Annotated in this window: 18 protein-coding genes; 11 read left to right on the top strand and 7 right to left on the bottom strand. The window is 71.1% G+C overall.

Annotated elements, in window-relative coordinates:
* Positions 1-345: 345 nt before the first annotated feature.
* Positions 346-1,050 (bottom strand): phytanoyl-CoA dioxygenase family protein, encoded by a 705-nt coding sequence (locus tag LZ198_RS03920; RefSeq protein WP_253970505.1) that lies wholly within the window; start codon positions 1,048-1,050, stop codon positions 346-348.
* A gap of 123 nt (positions 1,051-1,173) precedes the next feature.
* Here LZ198_RS03920 and LZ198_RS43150 point away from each other — a divergent pair, with 123 nt between their 5' ends.
* A complete protein-coding gene (locus LZ198_RS43150) occupies positions 1,174-3,183 on the top strand; it encodes an ankyrin repeat domain-containing protein (RefSeq protein ID WP_267145455.1) in 2,010 nt (669 codons plus the stop codon).
* Positions 3,184-3,192: 9 nt separating this feature from the next.
* Here the strand turns inward: LZ198_RS43150 and LZ198_RS03910 are convergent, their stop codons facing one another.
* A complete protein-coding gene (locus LZ198_RS03910; protein ID WP_253970504.1) occupies positions 3,193-3,882 on the bottom strand; it encodes a MerR family transcriptional regulator in 690 nt (229 codons plus the stop codon).
* 47 nt (positions 3,883-3,929) lie between these two features.
* Here LZ198_RS03910 and LZ198_RS03905 point away from each other — a divergent pair, with 47 nt between their 5' ends.
* Positions 3,930-4,352 (top strand): hypothetical protein, encoded by a 423-nt coding sequence (locus tag LZ198_RS03905; protein WP_253970503.1) that lies wholly within the window; start codon positions 3,930-3,932, stop codon positions 4,350-4,352.
* 31 nt (positions 4,353-4,383) lie between these two features.
* Here LZ198_RS03905 and LZ198_RS03900 read toward each other — a convergent pair whose 3' ends face one another.
* The 3 genes from LZ198_RS03900 to LZ198_RS03890 form a co-directional block, all read right to left on the bottom strand.
* Positions 4,384-6,159, bottom strand: coding sequence for an OmpA family protein (locus LZ198_RS03900; protein WP_253970502.1), 1,776 nt, complete (start codon positions 6,157-6,159; stop codon positions 4,384-4,386).
* Between the two features lie 39 nt (positions 6,160-6,198).
* Positions 6,199-9,348, bottom strand: a complete 3,150-nt coding sequence (locus LZ198_RS03895; RefSeq protein WP_253970501.1) for a kelch repeat-containing protein — start codon at positions 9,346-9,348, stop codon at positions 6,199-6,201.
* 199 nt (positions 9,349-9,547) lie between these two features.
* Positions 9,548-9,730 (bottom strand): hypothetical protein, encoded by a 183-nt coding sequence (locus tag LZ198_RS03890; RefSeq protein WP_253970500.1) that lies wholly within the window; start codon positions 9,728-9,730, stop codon positions 9,548-9,550.
* Here LZ198_RS03890 and LZ198_RS03885 point away from each other — a divergent pair.
* Complete coding sequence (locus LZ198_RS03885) at positions 9,719-9,856, top strand: hypothetical protein (RefSeq protein WP_253970499.1); 138 nt, start codon at positions 9,719-9,721, stop codon at positions 9,854-9,856. The genes LZ198_RS03890 and LZ198_RS03885 overlap by 12 nt on opposite strands.
* A 69-nt stretch (positions 9,857-9,925) precedes the next feature.
* Here the strand turns inward: LZ198_RS03885 and LZ198_RS43370 are convergent, their stop codons facing one another.
* Positions 9,926-12,394, bottom strand: a complete 2,469-nt coding sequence (locus LZ198_RS43370) for a cellulose binding domain-containing protein (RefSeq protein ID WP_253970498.1) — start codon at positions 12,392-12,394, stop codon at positions 9,926-9,928.
* A gap of 277 nt (positions 12,395-12,671) precedes the next feature.
* On the opposite strand from LZ198_RS43370, the gene LZ198_RS03875 reads away from it, so the two are divergent.
* On the top strand, positions 12,672-13,340 hold the full coding sequence (locus LZ198_RS03875) for a hypothetical protein (protein WP_253970497.1): 669 nt from the start codon (positions 12,672-12,674) through the stop codon (positions 13,338-13,340).
* 18 nt (positions 13,341-13,358) lie between these two features.
* Here the strand turns inward: LZ198_RS03875 and LZ198_RS03870 are convergent, their stop codons facing one another.
* The gene (locus tag LZ198_RS03870) at positions 13,359-13,919 is read right to left on the bottom strand and encodes an HAD family hydrolase (RefSeq protein ID WP_323381934.1); all 561 of its coding nucleotides are present in this window, start codon (positions 13,917-13,919) and stop codon (positions 13,359-13,361) included.
* 452 nt (positions 13,920-14,371) lie between these two features.
* Between LZ198_RS03870 and LZ198_RS03865 the strand changes: the two genes are divergently transcribed.
* The 7 genes from LZ198_RS03865 to LZ198_RS03835 are packed head-to-tail and all read left to right on the top strand — an operon-like array spanning position 14,372 to position 22,190.
* The gene (locus LZ198_RS03865; protein WP_253970496.1) at positions 14,372-15,214 is read left to right on the top strand and encodes an enoyl-CoA hydratase-related protein; all 843 of its coding nucleotides are present in this window, start codon (positions 14,372-14,374) and stop codon (positions 15,212-15,214) included.
* Positions 15,211-15,876, top strand: a complete 666-nt coding sequence (locus LZ198_RS03860; RefSeq protein ID WP_253970495.1) for a TetR/AcrR family transcriptional regulator — start codon at positions 15,211-15,213, stop codon at positions 15,874-15,876. Before LZ198_RS03865 ends, LZ198_RS03860 begins: the two co-directional genes overlap by 4 nt.
* The gene (locus tag LZ198_RS03855) at positions 15,873-16,715 is read left to right on the top strand and encodes an SDR family oxidoreductase (RefSeq protein ID WP_253970494.1); all 843 of its coding nucleotides are present in this window, start codon (positions 15,873-15,875) and stop codon (positions 16,713-16,715) included. Before LZ198_RS03860 ends, LZ198_RS03855 begins: the two co-directional genes overlap by 4 nt.
* A gap of 56 nt (positions 16,716-16,771) precedes the next feature.
* Positions 16,772-18,610, top strand: coding sequence for an AMP-dependent synthetase/ligase (locus LZ198_RS03850; RefSeq protein WP_253970493.1), 1,839 nt, complete (start codon positions 16,772-16,774; stop codon positions 18,608-18,610).
* A gap of 7 nt (positions 18,611-18,617) precedes the next feature.
* A complete protein-coding gene (locus tag LZ198_RS03845) occupies positions 18,618-19,757 on the top strand; it encodes an acyl-CoA dehydrogenase family protein (protein WP_253970492.1) in 1,140 nt (379 codons plus the stop codon).
* Between the two features lie 32 nt (positions 19,758-19,789).
* Positions 19,790-20,935, top strand: a complete 1,146-nt coding sequence (locus LZ198_RS03840; protein ID WP_253970491.1) for an acyl-CoA dehydrogenase family protein — start codon at positions 19,790-19,792, stop codon at positions 20,933-20,935.
* A gap of 43 nt (positions 20,936-20,978) precedes the next feature.
* Positions 20,979-22,190, top strand: a complete 1,212-nt coding sequence (locus LZ198_RS03835) for an acetyl-CoA C-acetyltransferase (protein WP_253970490.1) — start codon at positions 20,979-20,981, stop codon at positions 22,188-22,190.
* Positions 22,191-22,217 lie beyond the last annotated feature (27 nt).

Genomic DNA, 22,217 nt, shown 5'->3' with positions numbered 1-22,217 from the left:
TTTCGATGGGTGTCGCATGGCCCTGCGTGGCGCCAAGCAATGCCACGCACAATGCCACCCATCCAATGAGTCGCTTCATGGTTTCTCCTGTCGCTGCGAGGCGTGCCAGCGTTCCTCGCTCACTCGGGGCGCGGCGGTTGTCCGTGGCCTCGGTGCCAGACCGGAAATGGCAGGCATGCGGCAAGCTGGGGAAGGCTCGCGTCTGGGCAAAGCCCCGCCCTCGGTCGCTTGCGCTTGCGGCGAGTCGACACTTTCCTGGCGCTCCAGCCGCGTCGGCGGCGGGCGTGCGCCGACACGGGGGGGCCGCGTATTCCAGCGAAGACGCAAAGGGGCATTGCCGGCGGTTCAGACCTCCCAGCGCCACTCGAGCCCGACGGGGAGTGCCTCGGCGGCGAACTCCAGATGGAGGACGCGTCGATGCCCCGGCTTCGTCGCGGGAGAGGACGCATGCAGCAGCAACGGGTGGAACGCGAGCACGTCGCCGCGACAGGCGAGGCACGCCACGGCCCCGACACGCGACTTGTGCTCCGCGATGTCGGCCTCCGTGAGCTTCCCCTGCTGGTGGGTGCCAGGGAGGACCTTCACGGGGCCGTTCTCCTCGCCGCAGGGGTCGAGGTGGATGCGCAGGGCCAGCATGCGAGTGAGCAAGGGAGTGGGCGCGAGCGCGTGGGTGACACCTTCCTTGTGCGTCCAGGGCCCGAATCCGGGAGCCTCGTGCCGTTCGCGCACGGCGATGGTGAGGTCCTGGTGCCAGCGCACCTTCCAGTTGGCGTCGGGCGTCTTGTCGAAGAGCAGGGCCCTCGCGACGAAGCAGTCTTCCCCGAGCACCGCGCGGGCGAGTCCCCGGATGGCGGTGTCCCGGGCGGCGGTGACGCCCGCGGGCTCGTCGAGCACGTTGCGCTGGCCTCCGCGTCGACGCGTGGACTCCGGGGCGATGGCGGGAGGGAAGGCCCGCTCCAATATCTCCAGCAGGGTCGGGGACGCGGCCTGGGGAGCGAGCGCGAAGCCCTGAAGACGAAGCCCCTGCAAGAAGCTCTCGGTCGGGTGCATGGCGCCAGCCAGCCATGCCCTCACGGAGCTGTCCAGGAAGGCCTGGCTGCCGTGCCCGAGCGCTCCCAGGCGAGGGAGTTTTCCGGTGAAGGGCCGTGAGGCGGGTGCCAGAGTGTCTCGCTCATGGCTCGTACCCAAGACACGCGGAAGTCCAGTGAGACAGAGGTCTCCGCCTGGATGAAGAAGGCGGACCGGCTGCTCGACCAGTCCATCCCCGACCTCGAGAAGGCCACGGCGCTCCTGCGCCAGGTGTTGGCTGTACACCCGGAGCACTTGCGCGCGTTGCACTCGCTCAACTGGGTGCTCAACCTCCACCGACGAAGCGACCCCACGACGTGGTCGCGGGAGATGAAGGCGGAGCACTGGGGCATCCGCGACCGCCTCCTCGAGCTCACGCGCGGGACGCGCACGGGCGGTGCCTTGAGCGATGCCCAGCGGGCCCGCGCCCTCGCGTTGAGCCAGTGGGCGGAAGCGCAGGTGATGGGTCAGCCCACGGCCGCCCAGCTCGACGCGGTGGAGGCGGCGCTGGACGAGGCGGAGGCGCTCCGCGACATCGTGGACCACTCCCGGGGACGACGAGGACTCGAGGCCTGGCGGGCGCTGCGACAAGCGAAGCCGGAGAAGGGCTACGAGGCGCTGCTGGCCCAGGTCGAGGCGTCCCCCGAGCTCCGCGTGTACTGCGAGGACGGCGACGACGACCCGCTCAGCTTCCACGGCCTGGAGGGGGTGTTCTCGCACGAGGGCTTCCTTTCGTGGCTCCAGAAGCGCAAGCCCGCGGCGCGGCCGAAGGGGGCACGCGGCAAGTCCCTGGACGCGGGGCTCCTGCTCGCGGCGGGGCTGGACGGTGCCCCCCACTTCGGCCCGGGCTATGGCGGCGGTGGTCGGGTGGGGCGGGTGTTGGCCCTGCGCGCCCTGGGCGCGAACCTGGACGTGCGGGATGACAGCCAGCACGGCCTCCTGCACCTGGCCACCCTGGTGGACGACGCCGTGCTGGTGAAGGCGTTGCTCGCGCTGGGCCTGTCTCCCACGGCGATCGACGACGACAAGGCCACGGCGCTGCATGTCGCCGCGGAGTACGGCGCCGTGAGCTGCATCCCGGTCCTCGCCCAGGGCGGTGTCTGGGTGGATGCGCTCGACCAGGACGGCCGCACGGCGCTGTTCAACGCGAAGACGGTGGAGGTGGCCCGAGCGCTCCTCGCCGCGAAGGCGAACCCGAACGCGGGCAAGGGCTGGACGCCGCTGCACCAGCACGCGCGCTTCGCCGAGCGAGGCCCGGTCATCGAGCTCCTGCTCGCCTCGGGGGCCGACCCTGCCCGGAAGGACTCCGGCGGGGCGACGGCGGCCCAGGAAGCCCTGGCGCACAAACATCCCCAGCTCGCCCAACTCCTGGGCGCCAAGGCCCCCGCGAAGAAGGGTGGCGGCGCCCAGGGGCTCGACGTCCAGCCCCTGCTGGACGCGCTGGCGCGTGGGAAGAAGAAGGTGCTCGGGGCGTGGTACTTCGAGGAGGACGACGTGGCCGCGGTCGAGCGCGTCCTGAGGAGCCTCGCGCTGGGAGGCGCGACGTCGTGGGACCAGGCGGCGAGCGCGCTCCAGGGCGAGCACCCGGGCGTGGCGATGGCGGTGGTGACGCTGGCGCGAGAGGGACTGCCCCCGGAGCCGCGGACCCCCACCTTCTCCAAGGCCCCGCGCTTCGTGAGAGGTGACCTCACCGTGAAGGGAGACCTCACCCTGCACGGGCCGCTGCTCGTGACGGGAGACCTGGAGGTCTCGGGCGTGGTTCGCAACGTGGGACCGGAGGCCCTGCTGGTGGTGGGCGGCTCCCTCCATGCGGCGGGAGTGGACTCGGACGGCGAGCTGGTGGTGGGCCAGGACCTGGAGTCGCCCGTCGTCTGGGGCCACCACAACGACGCCTCCCTGCGGGTGGGGGGCGCGCTGAGGGCGGAGGTGGTCATCGAGGACGACCACGACGTCCAGGCCCGCGTGAAGGCCTCCCGCCACTACAAGAACGGCAGGTTCGACGCCTCGGCGGCGGCGCTGAAGAAGGTCTTCGTCCCGGCCGCCTTCTCCCCGGACGGGCTGGACCGCGACAAGGTCTTCGCCTTGCTGCGCGGGAAGAAGCCCGTGTTGGCCTGACGCGCGCGGTCAGTCCTTCTTCCAGGAGCGCCCCTTCGTCGCCGAGGGGGCTTTCGGGGGCTTTCCCCGTGGGGACTTCGTCGCGTCGCGGCCTGGGCCGAGCCGCCGGGACGCGAGGTCCTGGTGCGCCAGCCGCCGCAGCGCGACGAGCACGGGCTCGTGGACGGCCGTGCCCAGCACGGCGTACTCCACGGCCGCCGCGGGCTCGCGGGGGACGTTGCGCACGTCGAACTCCGCGATGGCCCGGATGTGGGGCCCGTAGACGGCCAGCCGTTCGTCATCCAGCGGGATGCCCGCCGCTTCCGCCGCCGCCAGCGCGTGCTCCAACTGGGCCACCGCCGCGAAGCGCGGCTCATAGACCTGCCCGAGCTTCTCCAGCACCGCCCGTGCCCGGGGGTAGTCCGCCCGCGCGTCCGGCGTGACGTTCGGTGGCAGGGCCTCGATGGCCTTCCCCAGCATCCCGACCAGGTCCTCCTCGGGGTGGTCGATGAGCTGGAGCACGTCTCGCGTCTTCTGCACGCTCAGCCCCACCGTCTCCGTGAGGGCACGAATCACCGCGACGCGCCGCACATGCGTTTCCCCGTACGCGGCCCGCGTCGCAGAGGTCGCCTCTCCGGACGGCAGCAGCCCCTCGCGCAGGTAGTACTTCAGGGTCGCGAGTGGCACCCCGGTCCGCTCCACCAGTTCGGAGATTCGCATCACGGTTTCCTTGCGTTGGATATTACAGGTATCCAATATTGGATACCATGACTATCCAAGCTCACACCCTCATCCTCATCGGCGTCCTGTTGCTGTCCCTCGTCACGGTGGAGTCGGGGGGGTGGTTCCTGGTCCGTGTCGGTCGGGGGATGGTGCCCGCGAACGCGCTCCAGAAGAACTTCTTCCGGGCCGGGCACGCGCACGCGGCGGTGTTGCTGGTGTTGAGCGTGGCCATCCTCGGCGTCATCGACGCCGCGCGGCTGCCCTTCGCCTTCGACCTCGCGGCGCGCTACGGCGTGCCGGTGGCCGCGCTGTTGATGCCGGCGGGCTTCTTCTTGTCCGTCCTCGGCAAGGAGCCCGAGCGGCCGAACCGGCTCATGGCGTTGCTGTGGGTGGGCGCGCTGGCGCTCGCCGTCGGGCTGGTGTCGGCGGGCGTGGGGTTGCTGGTGGCGGGCATCAGGGCCTTGTGAGGCCACCGATGCCCGCGTCCCGTCTCACTCGCTATGGCGTGCCGCCGCCGGGTTGCTCGACGAACTCCACGCGGCGGTTGGCGGCGCGCCCCTCGGGGGTGTCGTTGGACTCGAAGGGGCGCTCCGGGCCGTACCCCGTCGCCGTCAGGCGCGAGCCGGCGATGCTCTGCTGCTCGAGGTACTGACGCACCATGTCCGCGCGCTGCTGGCTGAGCGTGCGGTTGAGCTCCTCCGGCCCCGTGTTGTCCGTGTGGCCCTCGATGCGGAGTGAGCGCTTCGGGTGCTTCTTCAGGTACGCGGCGATGGCGTCGAGCTGGTGCTTCTCCGGGGCCTCCAGCGTCGCCTGGCCCACGGGGAAGAGGATGTGCTGGCTCGTCGGGGCGGCCGGTTCAGTCGTCTGGGGCTCCTTCGGCGCGGGGCAGCCCTTGTGCGCGGGGTCGCCGGCCTCGTTCGGGCAGGCGTCCTGGTCGTCGGGGACACCGTCGCCGTCCGCGTCGCGAACGGGGCAGCCCTCGTGCGCGGGGTCGCCGGCCTCGTTGGGGCACGCGTCCTGGTCGTCGGAGACGCCGTCGCCATCCGAATCGCGAACGGGGCAGCCCTTGTGTTCCGCATCACCGGCTTCGTTGGGGCAGGCGTCCTGGTCGTCGGGGACGCCATCGCCGTCCGCGTCGCGGACAGGGCAGCCCTTGTGCGCGGGGTCGCCGGCTTCGTTCGGGCAGGCGTCTTCCCGGTCCACGACTCCGTCGCCGTCCGAGTCGGTGTCCGGGCATCCCCCATTCTCCGGGGGCCCGGCTTCCAGCGGGCAACGGTCCTTGCCGTTGGGCACGGTGTCACCGTCGTCGTCGTGGTCGGGGCACTGCTCGGGGCTGTGCTTCTGGCCGGCCGAGCACGCGTCCCCGCGCGCGGGTTCGTGTGCCCAGGCGAGGCCCGCTCCCAGGCGGAGGGAGGGCGTGCCCGGGATGTCCGTGAAGCCATGCCCGGCGATGGCGAACGCCTCGAAGCCCTTGCCCACCGGCAGGCGCACGCCGCCGAGCAGCTCCAACGCGAGGTCGGACTCCACCAGGGACTCGGCGGCCTGCAGCGCGACCTCCGCGCGCAGCCCCTTGCCTCGGGTCGCCACCACCAGTCCCTGCTCCAACTCGGTGCCCACGTCACGGCCGGGCTCCGGCTGGTTGTCGCGAATCCGCGCGCCGATGTTGGCGCCCACCGTCACGGGCCCCACGTCGACACCCAGGGACACGCGCGGCATGAACTGGAACCCGGACCAGCCCAACTGTCGCCCGTACGCGTCCGAGGTGCCACCCGGCAGCCCCACGTCCAATCCCACCCCGAGGGACACGGGGGCTCCGTCCTCGCGGTCCAGCAACGCGAAGCGCGCGCCCAGCTCCGGCGTGCCGAGCCCGAAGGAGTCCGGCTCCCGCACGCCCGCGAGGCCGCTGGTGTCATGCCCCCCCTGCGCGATGATGACGGGCACTCGCGCGGACAGCTCCAGGTGGGCGATGGGGGACCACGCGCCCGCGAGCCAGCCCGCGGCGCGGTAGTTGATGAGCTCGTGCTCGACGCCGTCGCTGCCCTCGAGCAGCAGGATGCCGCGCTCGTAGTTGGCCAGCAGCATCAGGCGATAGCCGCCCTCGTGCAGCAACCGGCCGGTGTCCACCAGCATCGAGTCGGTCGCGGCGGGGCTGAAGCGCAGCCGCTCCAGGTCGATGGGGACGACGTCACCCCCCGTGCTCTGCGCGAAGGCCTGTGACATCAGGGCGGTGGAGAGCAGCGCGGTCAACGCCCAGCTTGGAACCCGTGTACGCAAGGAGAAGTCCATTCGAAGAAGGGGGCGAGGGGTGGGGAATCAAGCGGCGCGGCGACGACGCAGGCCACGCCACGAAGTCAGTCCGAACAGCAGCGCGAGCGCGGACATGAGGCCGTCTCCCGTGCTCTGGCAGCCACCGCCCTTGAGCTCGATGACCGTCGTCACCATGGGGCGCACGCGGACCGCGAACTGGCACTCGGCGCGCTGTCCCGTCGAATCCTCCGCGGTGGCCGTCACCTGGGTGGTCCCGACGGGGAAGGTGCTCCCCTGCGGCGGGTCGTAGGTGAGGGTGGGGTTTCGGTCCGCGCCCTCCGTCACGGTGGCGGCTGGCCACGTCGCGGGCGCGCCGTCGGGCCCCGTCGCGTCGACCACCACCTCGCCCGGGCAGGCGAGCTCGAGCGGGAGGGGCGGCGTGGTGTCGTCCTCCACGGTGACGTCCACCGACGCGGCGTTGCTGTCCATTCCGCAGTCGCGGGCCTGGAAGGTGAAGCTGTCGGGCCCCGTGTAGCCCGGGTCCGGCGTGTAGGTGAGGTCGGGCGGCGTGCCGCTGAGCGTGCCGTGTCGGGGCGGGGTGACGATGGTCCAGGTGAGGACCTGCCCCGGGTCCGGGTCGGTCGCCTCGAGCGTGACGGCGATGGGCGTGCCCAGCCGGACGTCGAACGATTGCGCCACCGCGGTGGGCGCGGTGTTGGCGACGACGTTCACCATGCGGCCTCCGGGGATGGCGTTGGAGAAGACGGAGAGCGCATGGGGGCCGAGCGGGGTGTCGGCGGGGACGACCACCGTCGCGCGCGTGTCGGACATGTCCGTGGCGGGGAGCGTCCACAGGCGCCCGCCCTCCGCCGAGCGCAGCCGGACGAGCGGGAAGTCCGTGGGGGAACTCTCGTAGTTCCCTCCGCTTCCCAGGGAGACACCGCGGAAGCGCTGGCCCTCGAGGGTGATGGCGCAGGACGCGAAGAGCGTGTCGGGCCGGGTGACCACGGGGCGCCATGCCGGGCTCGCGCCCGTGTCGTCGTACAGCTCCGCGCGCGTCGGCCCGACGCCGCCCGCCAGCAGCACCTCGCCGGAGGGCAGGGCGACCGCGGCGAGCGTGCCGCGCGCCTGGGGACTGGCCACCGGCGTCCAGGCGCCCGTGGTCGGGTCGAGCACCACCGCCGTGGTGGCGGCGACCCCGGGGGCGCTCTCTCCGCCCGCGACGAGCACCTGCCCCGAGGCCGTCAGCGTCGCGGTGTGCTGGCCGCGGGGCTGGGGCAGGGGGCCGCCCGTCACCCACGCATCCGACGCGGCGTCGTACTGCTCCGTGCTCGCGAGGTCGGCCACGCCGTCGAAGCCGCCCGCGGCGACCACCCGTCCGGAGGGCAGGAGCGTCAAGGAGAACGCCGTCCGGGCCTGGAGCAACGCGGCGGCGGGTGTCCAGGTGTTCGTGGCCGGGTCATACAGCTCGGCGGAGGCCAGCGCGGCTCCACTGCCGTCGCGACCTCCCACCACGAGCACCTGTCCGTCCGGGAGCAGGACCGCGGAGTGCTCGGCCCGGGCGACGGACGCGGCGGCCGCGGGCGCCCAGGTATTCGAGGTCGGGTCGTACAACTCGGCCGTGGCCAAGACCCCGCCGTCACGCTCGCCACCCGCCACGAGCACCCGGCCGTCGGCCAGGCGCGTGGCGGTGTGCTGATGGCGCGCCGTGGTCAGGTCCGGACCCGGGGACCACGTGCGGGACACCGGGTCGTACCGCTCGGTCGATGCGACGGAGGCGCCGCCACTGCGGCCGCCCGCCACGAGCACCTGGCCCGAGGCGAGCACCGTCGCCGTCGCGGTCTCTCTCGGAGTGGAGAGGGACGCGACCGGGTTCCAGGTGTTGCCCGCGGGGTCGAAGAGCCGGGCATTCGCCTGGGCCGTGCCGCCCGTGTCGCGTCCCCCCGCGACGAGGACCTGCCCCGTGCTCAGCAGGGCCGAGAGGGGGCCCTCGGCCGCGACAGAGAGCGTGCCCGCCGGCCTCCAGCTGTTGATGGCGGGGTCGTACAGCTCCGTCTCCGCGTAGAACGTGGTCCCCCCGGTGGTGTCGAAGCCTCCGGTGATGAAGACCTTGCCGGACGGCAGCAGGGTCGCGGTGTGGTTCTCGCGGCCGATGGCCAGCGTCCCCACGTCGCTCCAGGTGCCCGTGGCCGGGTCGAACGACTCCGCGACGGTCTGGGGCGCGGCGTTGAAGGGGGCGCCGCCCGCGACGAGCACCCTGCCGTTCGTGAGCAGCGTGGCCGTGTGTCCGGAGCGCACGCGGGCCAGGCTCCCGGTCGCCGTCCAGGTGTTGCTCGTGGGGTCATACAGCTCCGCGTCGCCGAGCGCACCCGCGACCCCGAAGCCTCCCGCCAGCAGCACCCGTCCGTCCGGCAGGGACGTGCTGGTGGCGTAGTGGCGGGGCACGAGCGGCGGCGCCGCGGCGGACCAGGTGCCTGTCGCCGGGTCGTAGATGTCCGCGCCCGGGACCTCACCCGAGGCGTTGAAGCCGCTCACCGCGAGGACCCGCCCATCCCTCAGCAGGGCGGCGGTATGCGCGCCGCGCGCCATGCTCATCGCGCCGGTGGGGAGGAAGGTGTTGGTGCCTGGGTCATACAGCTCCGCCGTCGTCAGGCGACTACCCACGCTGTTGGTTCCACCAGCGACCAGCACCCGGCCCGCGCGCAGGAGGGTGAGGGTGGGAATGGACCGGGTGGTCGCCATGGGGCCGGTGCTGGTCCAGGTGTTGGTGGCGGGGTCGTAGATCCGTCCGGTCGGGGAACCGTCGGCCAGCAGCAGCACCCTGCCATCCGGCAGCAGCAGGGACTGGGAGATGTTGCCGGTCAGCCCCGTGGTTCCAACGGAGGACCAGGTGCCCGTCTCGGGGTCGTACACATCGGCGGCGTCGACGAAGCCCAGCCGGTTGACTCCGTTGAGCACCAGCACCTTGCCGGAGCCCAACAACACCGCCGTGTGCTGGCCACGCGCCGTGGCCATGGGCGCGGTCGTGGTCCACGCGGGGAGCACGGCCTTGGGCGCGACGCCGCTGGCGGCCGCGGCGACGACGACCGGCGAGGAGGCACGCTGCACCACCCGTGCGCCAACCTCCGGGGTGGGCGCGCCCTCTTTCACGCAGGACAGCAGGAGCGCGCAGCCCAGGACGAGCACCTGGCGCCGGACGTTGCGGTGTGTCGACATCGCGAGACTCCCTATCGAAGGGCCAGCGCCGCCCTCTCGATAGGGGTCGGTCCTGACCGATGCTCGACGGACTTACCAGCGAGGTGGCATCCGGAGCAACGAGACCAAGACCCGTGGAGTTTTACGATTTCACCGTGACGTGGGGTGGGGGTGAGACGGGCTCGTGAAACAGCCGCCCCGGGTGTCTGTGTATCGAGGCTCAGAGCGGCAGTTGGGCGCCTTGCAGGCTCAGCACGCACTGGGGCACGACCCATGGCTTCTCCGGGTCGGACATCACGCCGAAGTAGGCGCCCGGGACGACGTGGGGCGCGGTGGCGGGGGAGAGCAGCACCTGCAAGCGCAACTGACGCTGGCCTTCCTCGGGGTGTGCGTGGTCTGCCATTTCCCGTGGATCTACGGCGGCAAGCTCACCCTGGGGCGCTTCCACTCGGAGCGGGCCCTGCGCATCCAGGGCCGCGTGTTCGGCGCCTGCATGCTTGCCGTCGCGCTGTGGGTGGTACTGTCCTGACGCACGAGGCCCACGCCGGGAGTCCTTCTCCCCGCGTGGGCCTCACCTGCTCACGTCAGGAGCCTCGCGCTACTCACAGGGGTTGCCGTTGAGCGTGCAGTTGAAGGGCAGGCCCAGCCCGGTGGCGGAGAAGCCGAAGTCCTTGCTCGTGCCCGCCTTGATGGTGGTGTTGTGGCTGACGGGGACGAAGACGTAGTGGTCGCCCACGCGCGTCATGGTCGACGAGAACGGGTTGGAGAGCACCGTCCCGGCCGGCACGTCGAACTCGAGCTGCCAGCCGGTGATGCTCGCGGCGGTGTTGTTCGTCACCGTGTAGCGGCCGGTGTAGCCGCCGGCCCAGGAGGAGCTGATGGCGAACGTGGCGGTGAGCCCCAGGACGGGCGGCGCGGCGGACGTCGTCGCGGTGACGCTCGTGCTCTGGGGAGACACGTTGCCCGCGGCGTCCCGGGCCGTGACGGTCAGGGTGTAGGTCGTCGAGGGGCCCAGCCCCTGGAGCGTCACGCTCGGGCCGGAGCTGCCCGTGCCAGTGCCGCCCGCCACGAGCGCGGTGTAGCCGGTGACGGCCACGTTGTCCGTCGCCGCGTCCCACGCGAGGGTGATGCTGTTGGACGTCACCGCCGTCACGTGCGGGTTGAGCGGAGCCGTCGGCGGCACCGTGTCCGGCGGGGGCGGCGGGCTCACGCTGACGAGGAACAGCGACGGGCCCGGGTCGGACAGGGACTCGTCGACGCCGTGCCCGCCCGCGTAGTTCACCGTCTCGTTGTTCGCCCAGTCCGTGATGGGCGTCCCGGCGATGTCCAGGTGCCGCCAGGCGGAGCCGGACCAGCCGAACTGATAGATGCGCGAGGGCACGGAATAGAACGGCTGGTAGGGCGCGGTGTCCGACCCCAACTGCTTGCTCAGCGTGTTGTTGAAGAACACGTTCCGCGGGCCGGAGGACCCCGACCACTTCACGGCCTTCTGCCCCGCGCCCCACCAGATGGGATACCAGTTGGACGCGTCCGGGCCGCCGCCGCCCTCCTCACCACAGTGGATGGTGCAGTTGCCGGAGCGGTGCGCGTAGGGCACGGCGCTCACGTTGCGCTCGAACAGGTTCCTCCGCTCCCAGCCACCGTGCAGGTTGAGGTCGGAGTCGAAGTCGTTGCCGATGACGACGTTGCCGGACGCGGACCACTGGAACGTGAAGTGCCGCAGGTTGCGCGAGGTGTTGCCGGCGTAGAGCGAATCCCAGACACGCGAGCCCCGGAAGTAGCCGTTGCCGCCCTTGCCCTTGTTCCAGGCGCCGTCGAGCACGTTGTCGACGAGCTGGAGGTTCCTGGCCTCCTCCGTGACGATGGGGTGCGAGCCCGTCATCTCCGCGCGGATGTCACGCACCCACGAGTCGGCGGCCCACTTGAAGACGATGCCGTGCATCTCGTACGCGGGCGCCAGGTTGCCGTAGTTGTGCTTCGCCAGGGGCGGGGTGATGCCCGGGACCTCCTGCGTGAACGAGAGGTGCTCGATGCCGACGCCGACGACCGGGTCCACGAGCGGCGACGCCTTGGACTCATACACGTCCCCGTCGATGGGGGCGGAGCCGTCCGACGTGGACGTCACCGGCACGTCGTACTCGAGCGGCTTGTCCAGGGTGAGGGTCCTGTTGGTGGTGTCGACGGCGACGATGCGGAAGAGCTGCTGCCGCATGTGCAGGTTGGCCAGCGTGTGCGCGGTGGGGTACGCCTCCTGCTCGGCGTAGAAGGCGAGGCTGTTCGCCGCGCGGATGTTGACGAGCGCGCCCACCGACAGCGTCGCCGCGTTGGCGTTGAGGTACACCACGGTGTCGCCAGCGCGGGCGGAGAACCCCGCGTCGCCCGGCTTCTCGCGCAGCTTCACGCCCACCTTCCAGTGCACGTTCACCGTGCCCTCGAAGAGGTCCTTGCGGTTGGCGGGCGCCGAGGCGTAGTCGCTGGCGTAGGAGGAATGGACGCCGCGCGACTGCACGCGGAAGAGGCCGCGTCCCGGCCAGAGCCATCCCCCCTTGCCCTGGCCGTGGGTCATGGCGTCTTCGTCCCAGTCACCTCCGTCCGACGTCAGGGTGTCGTAGCGGGTGTTCGCGTCCGGCCGGAACACGAGGTGTGTCCCGGTGGAGGGCTCGGAGCCCGCGCCGCGGATGACCAGGTAGTCGGCGTCCACCCCGAGCTGACGCGAGACATCGAGCTGGCCGGCGGGGAGGCTCAACAACGACAGCTTCGTGAACGACGCGCCGGCGGAGCACGTCGCACGCAGGTGGTCGATGGCGGCCTGGAGTCCCGTCGTATCGTCGAGGTTGTCATTGGGGATGACGCCGAAGCTCGACGCCAGCTCCGCGGGGGTGACCCGACAATTCGGATCCGGGTTGATGTCTGCTTCACCCGGCAGGTCCTGTCCGCCGCGGTAGCCCGCCCTCGACCAGTCCAACAGTCCGCTCAGGGGCGCGCGTCGATTGGCGGCGGACAGGTCGAGTGACTCGGCGGCCGTCGAGGACGTGGCGAAGAGCAGCGCGAGTGACGAAAGTGTCACGGAGGTTGGATGAAACAGACGCGGCTTCCGAGAGCGCATGGGGTGGATTCCGGGCGGCGAGGATGTCTGGGTGAAACAGGAGTGTGAACGCCTAATCAAGACGAGCAGGATTTGCTAGAGAGATTGGTGCTGGCTTGGGGCCGGCATTTTCCAGAAAGGTCGAATGTCCATGGTGTCTCTCTCTCCGCGGCTCGTGGTGTGTGGTTGCGCGCTCCTGGCCGCCCCGGCGGCGTTTGCGTGGGGCAGCACGTATTCCATTCCACTGTTCGAATCGCGCATGGTGACGGCTCGCTCCAGTGGCAGCGTGGGCGGGAGCTCGGTGGTACGCGCGGAGATGAGGACCGCGCTGGAGGCGTTCCTGTCGGAGGATGACGGGCGCACCGACGCGGCGGAGCATGCCTATCTGGCGGCGAAGGTCGCGGACGCCGGCTTCTTGTCGGGCATCGAGCCCGCGGCCCAGGACTACCTGTTCCGCTACCACGAGCTGAACGACGGCGTCTCCGTCTCCGCGCCGCTGGAGGTGAGCACGCCGGGGCAGACGCCCGCGCAGCTCTTCGGCGCGGCCGGGCGACTCGCGGACCATGCCTGGGTCCAGGAAGGGGGCATCCCCGAGGACGAGGGACTGGCCAACCAGGGCACGCTCCAGTGGACGTACTACGGCTCCTTCGGTCCGGCCCCGAGCAACTTCCGCGTGGTCACGCTCGCGGAGCTGACGGCGCAGCTGTCCTCGCCCGTCTTCGGCCAGGCTCCGACCGCGGCGGAGGTCAGCGGCGCCGTCGCGTACCTGGCCGAGAACGTGGGAACGGGCGCGCGCTACTACGTCGCTTCGTGGTCGGACCCGTATGGTCGGACCGGCCCGGGTGACATCGGCGGCTACGTGGTCGCGTCCGTCAGCGATGACCGGGCCTACGTCCGCTTCATCGAGGTGATGACCTGGTCGGAGTAGGCACCCGGGCGCGGCGCGCTACGCCGGCCCGGTGACCTGGCTGCGCCAGTGGCGCTTCTCCAGCGTGCGCACGTTGGGGACGTCCGCGAGCGTGGCCAGGTACTTCGCCAGCAGCGGAAGCTCCGCGTCGTCCGCCGCTGCCTGGTACGGCTTCACGTAGATGGCGTTGCCGTGGTTGTGGACGCACTTGGCGGGCGTGTCGTCGACGATGAGCATCCGCTCCAGGCGGTAGCCCAGGCGCTTCACCTTCTTCAGCTTCTTGGCGTACTCGTCATGGGAGGACGGGTCGAGGAACCCGTCCTCCATCAACCGACGGCGGTCGACGGAGAAGGTGGCCCGGCTGCGCCCCCACACGAACGCGAGCGGCAGGTTCGCCGGGAGCAGGTGCTGGACGACGCCGGCCACGTACGCGTCATCCGCCGAGGACCCGATGGCCAGTTGGAAGCGGGCGGCGCACGCGGCGAGGAATGACGCGAGGTGGGGCCGCGCGTAGAGCGAGTAGCCGAAGCGCTGGAGGTCCGGGGCGCGCTCCAGGGGCCTGGCCGCCGCGTGGATGAGCGTCTCGTCCAGGTCGAGGATGAGGAGGATCCGTCGGGCTCATGTCGAAGGGCGGTGGGCCGCGATGTCCCACCCCCTCCTCGCGGACTCCTGCCCGCGCGTGAACCTGACCAGCCCGGGCGGGCGCGACTCGCCAGGAGGTGCCCCGCACCCATCCGCGCGCCCCCCTGACTCCCACGCATGCGGTCCGCTTCGTGAGCGCGACGTCGAGCGCGGAGCGGACCGGACGGCAATGATTGTCGGGCGCGTGAAAGCCCTGACGCGACCTGGGGGCGCCCATGGAAAACCCTGACGTCTGGTCGCGCCCCTCCGCCTTTGGCATCGTCACGGCAGGAGGCAGCACCATGTTGACGCACGATGTCGAGATTTCGAGGGGACCCGAGAGGTCGAGCCCATCGCCTCTTGTTGTTGACACTCCGCCAACAAGTTCCCATCATCCCTTCAGAAGGAGCGGAGCAGCGAGGCTTCCTGTCATGAGCTACCAACACATCCGGTCCTCGGTGGCCAACCGGGTCGCGACCCTGGAGCTGCACCGTCCCGAGGCGCGCAACGGCTTCACCATCACCATGGCGGACGAGCTGAGCGACGCGCTCGCTCGGGCCGACGCGGACGAGGACGTGCGTGTCGTCATCCTCAGCGCGGCGGGGCGCGACTTCTGCGTGGGCGCGGACCTGAGCGGCCAGTCGTTCGAGGCCGCGAGCGCGACGCCGCCGCCGAGCGGGTGGGTGGAGCCGGCGACGCGGGTGACGCGGCGGATGTTCGCGCTCCAGAAGCCCATCATCGCCGCCATCCAGGGCGCGGCGGTGGGCGTGGGGTCGACCATGGTGCTGCCCGCGGACTTCCGGCTCGCCGCGAAGGACAGCCGCTTCGGCTTCGTCTTCAGCCGGCGGGGCATCTACCCGGAGGCGGGCTCGAGCTGGTTCCTGCCGCGCCTCGTGGGGATGGGGCGCGCGCTCGACTGGATGGTGACCGGGCGGTTGATTCCCGCGGACGAGGCGCTGGCCGCGGGGCTCGTGCGCTCGCTCCACGAGCCCGGGGAGCTGCTCGGCGCCGCCCAGGCGCTCGCCCGCGACCTGGTGGAGTCCACGGCGCCCGTCTCCGTGGCGGTCATCCGGCAGTCGCTCTACCGGATGAGCGCGCTGGCCTCGCCGGAGGCCGCGTTCGAACTCGACAGCCAGCTCATCGCGACGCTCGGACAGAACGTGGACGCGGTGGAGGGCGTGATGTCGTTCCTGCAGAAGCGGCCGGCCAACTTCTCGCGCACCCTGCGCGAGGACCTGCCCCCCTTCCTGCCGTGGCGGGAGGGCCAGTCATGAGCCCCGCCGCCGCGCCGCGCTGGAAGCGGCTGGAGCCCGACCAGCGCCGGGAGCAGATCCTCGAATGCGCCGCGCGCCTGTTCGGCGAACGCCCCTACGCGGCGGTGTCCACCACGGACATCGCCAAGGAGGCGGGGGTCGCGCGGGGATTGCTCAACCACTACTTCGGGCAGAAGCGGGACCTCTACCTGAAGGTCGTGAAGAGGATGCTGCTCATGCCCGGATTGGAAGAGAGCGTGCCCATGACCGGTACCCTGCGCCAGCGCGTGGAGCGCAGCGTCGAGTGGTACCTCGACACGGTCGCCACCCACGGCAAGACGTACGTGGCCGTGACGGGCGCGGGCGGTATCGGCGCGGACCCGGAGGTGGAGCGCATCATCGCGGAGGCGGACGACATCTCCGCCTCCAAGACGCTCGAGTTCCTGGGCCTCAAGGTGGAGGTGGGCAGCGACGCGCGCCACCGCGCGATGATTCGCTCCTACGGCGGCCTGGTGAAGGCCACCATCCGCGAGTGGATTCGCGGGGGGACGCTCTCCCGCGAGGACGCGCACCTGCTCTTGAGCGAGGCGCTCATCTCCATCGTCCGCGACGTGTTCCCGCAGCTCGCCAAGGCCGCCGCGCGCGAAGAGGGCCGGGCGCCCAAGGCGGGGCCCCGACGATGAGCACGCGCGCGACGGACAAGAGGCCCCTGGAGGGGCGCACCCTGCTGATGTCCGGAGGCAGCCGGGGAATCGGCCTCGCCATCGGCGTGGCGGCGGGGCGGCTGGGCGCCAACGTCGCGCTGCTCGCGAAGACGGACGTGCCCGACCCGCGCCTCCCCGGGACGGTGCACACGGCCGCGGAGGAGATTCGCGCGGCGGGCGGACAGGCGCTCGCCGTGGTGGGGGACGTTCGCGACGAGGCGGACGTGCAGCGCGCCGTGGACGAGACGGTGGCCCGCTTCGGCGGCATCGACTTCGTCGTCAACAACGCGAGCGCGCTGGCCCCGCTGAAGACGGAGGAGCTGCCGGTCAAGAAGTTCGACCTGATGCAGCAGATCCAACTGCGGGGCACCTTCCTGCTGACGCGCGCCGCGCTGCCCCACCTGCGGCGCTCGTCCCATCCGCACATCCTCTCGCTGTCCCCGCCGGTGAACCTGGCGCCGCACTGGATGGGGAAGCACCCGGCCTACACCCTGGCCAAGTACGGCATGTCGCTGCTCACGCTGGGCTGGGCCGCGGAGTTCGCCGAGGCGGGCATCGCGGCCAACACGCTGTGGCCCCGGACGCTCATCGCCACCGCGGCGGTGAAGAACCTGCTGGGCGGCGACGACTCGATGCAGCGCGCGCGCGCGCCGGACATCATGGCGGACGCGGCCACGGCCATCCTGCTGCGCCCTCCCCGCGACTGCACGGGACAGAGCTTCATCGACGAGGACGTCCTGCGCGCCGAGGGCCTCACGGATTTCAGTCGTTATGGGGGTGGGCCCGACGTGCTGCTCGACCTGTACGTCGACCCCTGAAGAAGCAGACGCAGTAGACAGACAGCTCGCTTTCCATCGAACCGGAGGAGGTGCCCGTGGGTACGCCGCTCGCAGACCTGGAAGCGCAGTGCCAATCCCTGGCGGACAAGCTCACGCTGCCGCTCCTCCTCAAACGCAACGCGGAGGAGTTCGCGGACCTGCCCGCGCTCTCCGCGGGGGACGTCACGCTCACCTGGGCGCGGATCCGCGAGCGGGCCGCGGCGCTGTCCCGGGGCCTGGGCGCGCTCGGCCTGCGCAAGGGCGAGCGGATGATGATCATGATGTCGAGCCGGCCGGAGCACTGGCTCATCGACTACGCGGCGGTCCACCTGGGTGCCATCCCCTGTACCGCCTACCAGACCCTGAGCACCGAACAAGTAGGCTACGTCGCGCGGCACAGCGCGGCCACGGTGGTGGTGCTGGAGGGCGCGGACGAGGTGGCGCGCTGGCGGCAGGTGCTGGAGTCGCTGCCCGCGCTGCGGCGCATCGTGGTGGTCGACGCGGCGGCCCTCCCTCCCGGGGACTCGCGCTTCGTCTCCTTCGACCAGGTGGAGGCGTCCGGCGGCGCGCTGCACGCGGCGGACCCCGAGGTCTTCGAGGACGGGTGGAGGTCCATCCGCCCGGAGGACCCCATCGCGATGATGTACACGTCCGGCACCACGGGCGACCCCAAGGGCGTGGTGCTCAGCCACCGCAACGCCTTCTACGAAGCCATCGCCGTGGACATGGCCGCGCCGGTGCCCATGCGCACGCCGTCCATCGCCTACCTGCCGCTGGCGCACATCGCCGAGCGCGAGCTGGGGCTGTACCGCTCCGCGTTCAAGGCGCTGCACGTGCACGTCTGCTCGGACCCCGCGGGGGTGGTGCCGCTGATGGCGAAGGTGCGGCCCCCCGCGTTCTTCGGCGTGCCCCGCGTCTGGGAGAAGCTGGCGGGAGGGCTGCGCGCGAAGGTGGGGGCCCTGGAGCCCGTCAAGCGCGACGCCATCCTCGCGGCCCACGCGCTGACGCTGGAGGCCTTCCGCCTGGAGGGCTCCGGCAAGGCCGTCCCCGCGGAGCTGGCGCAGAAGGTCGCGGTGGTGGAGGAGAAGGTGCTCAAGCCGCTGCGCGGCGTGCTGGGCCTGGACGCGCTGGAGTGGGCCAGCAGCGGCTCCGCGCCCATCCCCGTGGAGGTGCTGGAGTACCTGGGCGGCTACGGCATCCGGGTGCTGGAGGTCTGGGGCATGAGCGAGACCACCGGCTGCGCCACCATCAACACGCCCACGGACTTCCGCGTGGGCTCCGTGGGGCGCCCCATCCCCGGGCTCGAGGTCAAGCTGGCGCAGGACGGTGAAATCTTCGTGCGCGGGCCCGTGGTGTTCCTGGGCTACCTCGCGGACGACGGACACATCGTCAGCCCGCTGGACGCGGACGGGTGGCTGGCCACCGGCGACATCGGCACGGTGGACGGGGAGGGCTACCTCACCATCACCGACCGGAAGAAGGAGCTGCTCATCACCTCGAGCGGCAAGAACATCGCCCCGTCGAAGATCGAAGGCATGCTGCGCGCCCACCCGCTGGTGGGACAGGCCATCGCCATCGGCGACGGGTGGCCGTACCTGACGGCGCTCGTGTCGCTGGACGCGGAGGTGGCGCCCCTGTGGGCGAAGGCCCGCGGTCTCACCGCGTCCTCGGTCGCGGAGCTGGCCAAGGACCCGGCGGTGCTCGCGGAGCTGGAGACCCTGGTGGCCACGAGCAACGCCCGCCTGTCGCGCGCCGAGCAGCTCAAGCGCTTCCAGGTGGTGACGGAGTCGTGGGGCCCCGCGACGGGGGAGTTGACGCCCACGCTCAAGCTCAAGCGGCGCGTCATCCTCGGTCAGTACGCCGAGCGCATCGCCACGCTCTACCTCAACGACTGAGCCCCCCATGCACGTCCGAACCCCCGAGCAAGCCTCGTTCGCAGCCGCCATCGACGCGTTCTGTCGCGCCAAGACGGGCACGCGCGCCCAGCGCGACGCGCTCACGGACCATGGGAAGGAGGCCCACAGCCCCGCGCTCTACGCGCAGATGGCCGAGCTGGGCTGGCTGGGGGTGGGCCTGCCCCCGGAGTACGGCGGCTCCGGCGGCGGCCTCACCGAAATCTGCCTGTTCGCCGAGCGCACCGCGTACGGGCTCGCGCCCGTGGGGGGCTACATCACCACCGCCGTCGCCGCCGGCCCCTACCTCAAGTTCGCCACGGAGGCGCAGCGCGCGAAGGTGCTCGGCGGAATCGCGCGGGGGCGGGTGGAGGCCATCGCCATGTCGGAGCCCGGCGCCGGGTCGGACGTGGCCGCGCTCACCTGCCGCGCGAAGAAGGTCTCCGGCGGCTACGTCGTCGACGGCCAGAAGACCTGGATTTCCAACGCCCACCTCGCGGACCACATGCTGCTGGTGGCGCGCACCCAGGCCCACGGCTCGCGCCACGAGGGCCTGACCATGTTCTGCGTGCCCACGGGGACCCCGGGCGTGGAGATCCGCGGCATCCCGACGATGGGCGGCAAGGAGGTCAACGACGTCTTCTTCACCGACTGCTTCCTGCCGGAGGACGCGGTGGTGGGGAAGGTGGACCAGGCCTGGCCCCAGTTGATGGCGGGCCTGAACAGCGAGCGGCTCATCCTCGCCGCGTCCATGCTGGGCCGGGGGCGCCGGGCCTTCGACGACGCCGTCGCGTACGTGAAGGAGCGCAAGCAGTTCGGCAAGCCGGTGGGGTCGTTCCAGGCGCTCAAGCACCGCGTCGCGGACCTGGCCACGGAGCTGGACTGCTGCGAGCTGCTCGTCTACCGCGTGGCGGCCATGGCCGACGAGGCGCCCGACCGGATGCTGCCCCGCGAGGCCTCCATGGCGAAGCTGAAGACCACGGAGACCGCCAAGCGCGTGGCGCTGGAGGGCATGCAGATGATGGGGGGCTACGGCTACGCCCTCGAATACGACATGGAGTCGCACCTGCGCGCCACGGTCATCTCCACCGTCTTCGGCGGCACGAGCGAAATCCAGCGCGACATCATCGGCAAGACGTTCGGGTTGTAGGGCGCACCCTTTCCACGGAAGAGAGACCCATCATGACGGCACGTCCCCGGTGGAGCTCGGACGAGCTCGAGCAGGTGCGCCAACTGGCGGCCACCTACTTCACCAAGGAAGTCATCCCCAACGTCCCCAAGCACGTGGCCCAGGGCCACCCCGACAAGGCGCTCTACCGCCGCGCGGGCGAGCTGGGCCTCCTGTGCATGTCCGTCCCGGAGGCCTACGGCGGCGGCGGCGGCACCTTCGCCCACGAGGCCATCCTCACAGAGGAGCAGGTGAAGGCCGGAGACCCGTCCATGGGCTTCGCCGTGCACTGCTCCATCGTCGCGCACTACGTGCTGTCGTACGCGTCCGAGGCGCAGAAGCAGAAGTGGCTGCCCAGGCTCGCCAGCGGCGAGTGGGTGGGCGCCATCGCCATGACCGAGCCGGGCACCGGCTCCGACCTCCAGGCGATTTCGACCCGCGCGGTGCGTGACGGCGACTTCTACAAGGTGAGCGGGGCCAAGACGTTCATCTCCAACGGCCGCGTGTGCGACTTCCTCATCATCGTCGCGCGCACCGGCGGTCCGGGCCACGCGGGGATTTCGCTGCTGTGTGCCGAGGTCTCCGACACCACCCCCGGCTTCGAGCGGGGCCGCATCCTCGACAAGCTGGGCGGCAAGGGCCAGGACACGACGGAGCTGTTCTTCGACGAGCTCCAGGTGCCGGTGGTCAACGTGCTCGGGGGCGAGGAGGGCAAGGGCTTCATCCAACTGATGCAGCAGCTGCCCCAGGAGCGGCTGAGCACCGCGCTCATCGCCATGGCCAGCATCGAGCGGGCGGTGGACCTGACGGTGGAATACACCAAGCAGCGGCACGCCTTCGGCAAGCCCCTTTTCGCCCTGCAGAACACGCGGTTCGAATTGGCGGAATGCGCGACGTTGCGCCGCGTGTGCCGCAGCTTCATCGACGAGTGTGTGGAATCTCACCTCGAGGGGAAGCTCGACGTGACGACGGCGGCCATGGCCAAATACTGGGTCACCGACCAGGCCTGCATCGTCGCGGACCGCTGCCTCCAGCTTTTCGGAGGCTATGGGTACATGAAGGAGTACCCTATCTCGCACCTGTTCGCGGACACCCGCGTCCTTCGAATCCTCGCCGGCGCGAACGAGGTCATGAAAGAGCTCGTCGCCCGTTCCCTCTAACCCGCCTACCTACCCAGCAGCACGTCACCCAAGGAGTCACCCGGTGAGCCAGGAAGCCTTCATCTTCGATGCCGTTCGTACCCCTCGCGGCAAGGGCAAGAAGGGGTCGCTGCACGGCATCAAGCCCATTTCCCTGCTGGTGGGGCTGGTGGACGCGCTCAAGCAGCGCCACCCCGGCCTCGACCCGAAGCGCATCGACGACGTGGTGCTGGGAATCGTGTCGCCGGTGGGCGACCAGGGCGCGGACATCGCCCGGACGCTGGTGCTCGCCGCGGGCCTGCAGGAGACCACCGGCGGCGTGCAGCTCAACCGCTTCTGCGCCTCCGGCCTGACGGCGGTGAACATGGCCGCGCAGCAGGTGCGCTCCGGCTGGGAGCACCTGGTCATCGCCGGCGGCGTGGAGAGCATGAGCCGCGTGCCCATGGGCTCCGACGGCGGCGCGTGGGCCCTGGACCCCGCCACCAACTACGACACGTACTTCGTGCCGCAGGGCATCTCCGCGGACCTCATCGCCACCATCGAGGGCTTCACCCGCGAGGACGTGGACCGCTACGCGGTGCAGTCGCAGCAGCGCGCGGCCAAGGCGTGGGCGGAGGGCTACTTCAAGAAGTCCGTCGTCCCCGTGGTGGACCAGAACGGCCTCACCGTGCTGGACCGCGACGAGCACATGCGCCCCGACTCCACCGTGGCGTCGCTGGGGCAGCTCAACCCGTCCTTCGCCGGCATCGGCGAGGCGGGCGGCTTCGACGCGGTGGCGCTCCAGAAGTACCACGCGGTGGAGCGCATCGAGCACGTGCACACCCCGGCCAACTCCTCCGGCATCGTGGACGGCGCGGCGCTGGTGCTGGTGGGGTCGGAGAAGGTGGGCAAGGACCTGGGCCTGACGCCGCGCGCGCGCATCTGCGCGGTGGCCACCTCCGGCTCGGACCCCACCATCATGCTCACCGGCCCGATTCCGGCGACGCAGAAGCTGCTGTCCATCGCCGGCCTGTCCGTGAAGGACGTCGACCTGTTCGAGCTGAACGAGGCCTTCGCCTCCGTGGTGCTCAAGTACCAGAAGGACCTGGACATCCCGGACGAGAAGCTCAACGTCAACGGCGGCGCCATCGCCATGGGGCACCCGCTGGGCGCCACCGGCGCGATGATCCTGGGCACGGTGGTGGACGAGCTGGAGCGCCGCAAGGCCCGCCGCGCCGTCATCACCCTGTGCGTCGGCGGTGGCATGGGCGTGGCCACCCTGGTCGAGCGCGTTTGATTCCCTGACCTTCCTTCCGAAGAGCTT

The organism is Myxococcus dinghuensis, from assembly GCF_024198235.1.
Lineage (GTDB): Bacteria > Myxococcota > Myxococcia > Myxococcales > Myxococcaceae > Myxococcus > Myxococcus dinghuensis.
This window is presented reverse-complemented; position numbering and strand designations above follow the sequence as displayed.

Bases quoted from the DNA above. Each gene is read 5' to 3' on its own strand.
- LZ198_RS03855 (WP_253970494.1), top strand. From the start codon at position 15,873: ATGAGCACGCGCGCGACGGACAAGAGGCCCCTGGAGGGGCGCACCCTG.
- LZ198_RS03865 (WP_253970496.1), top strand. From the start codon at position 14,372: ATGAGCTACCAACACATCCGGTCCTCGGTGGCCAACCGGGTCGCGACC.
- LZ198_RS03840 (WP_253970491.1), top strand. From the start codon at position 19,790: ATGACGGCACGTCCCCGGTGGAGCTCGGACGAGCTCGAGCAGGTGCGC.
- LZ198_RS43150 (WP_267145455.1), top strand. From the start codon at position 1,174: ATGGCTCGTACCCAAGACACGCGGAAGTCCAGTGAGACAGAGGTCTCC.
- LZ198_RS03860 (WP_253970495.1), top strand. From the start codon at position 15,211: ATGAGCCCCGCCGCCGCGCCGCGCTGGAAGCGGCTGGAGCCCGACCAG.
- LZ198_RS03875 (WP_253970497.1), top strand. From the start codon at position 12,672: ATGGTGACGGCTCGCTCCAGTGGCAGCGTGGGCGGGAGCTCGGTGGTA.
- LZ198_RS03890 (WP_253970500.1), bottom strand. From the start codon at position 9,730: ATGGCAGACCACGCACACCCCGAGGAAGGCCAGCGTCAGTTGCGCTTG.
- LZ198_RS03905 (WP_253970503.1), top strand. From the start codon at position 3,930: ATGACTATCCAAGCTCACACCCTCATCCTCATCGGCGTCCTGTTGCTG.
- LZ198_RS03845 (WP_253970492.1), top strand. From the start codon at position 18,618: ATGCACGTCCGAACCCCCGAGCAAGCCTCGTTCGCAGCCGCCATCGAC.
- LZ198_RS03895 (WP_253970501.1), bottom strand. From the start codon at position 9,348: ATGTCGACACACCGCAACGTCCGGCGCCAGGTGCTCGTCCTGGGCTGC.
- LZ198_RS03920 (WP_253970505.1), bottom strand. From the start codon at position 1,050: ATGCACCCGACCGAGAGCTTCTTGCAGGGGCTTCGTCTTCAGGGCTTC.
- LZ198_RS03910 (WP_253970504.1), bottom strand. From the start codon at position 3,882: ATGCGAATCTCCGAACTGGTGGAGCGGACCGGGGTGCCACTCGCGACC.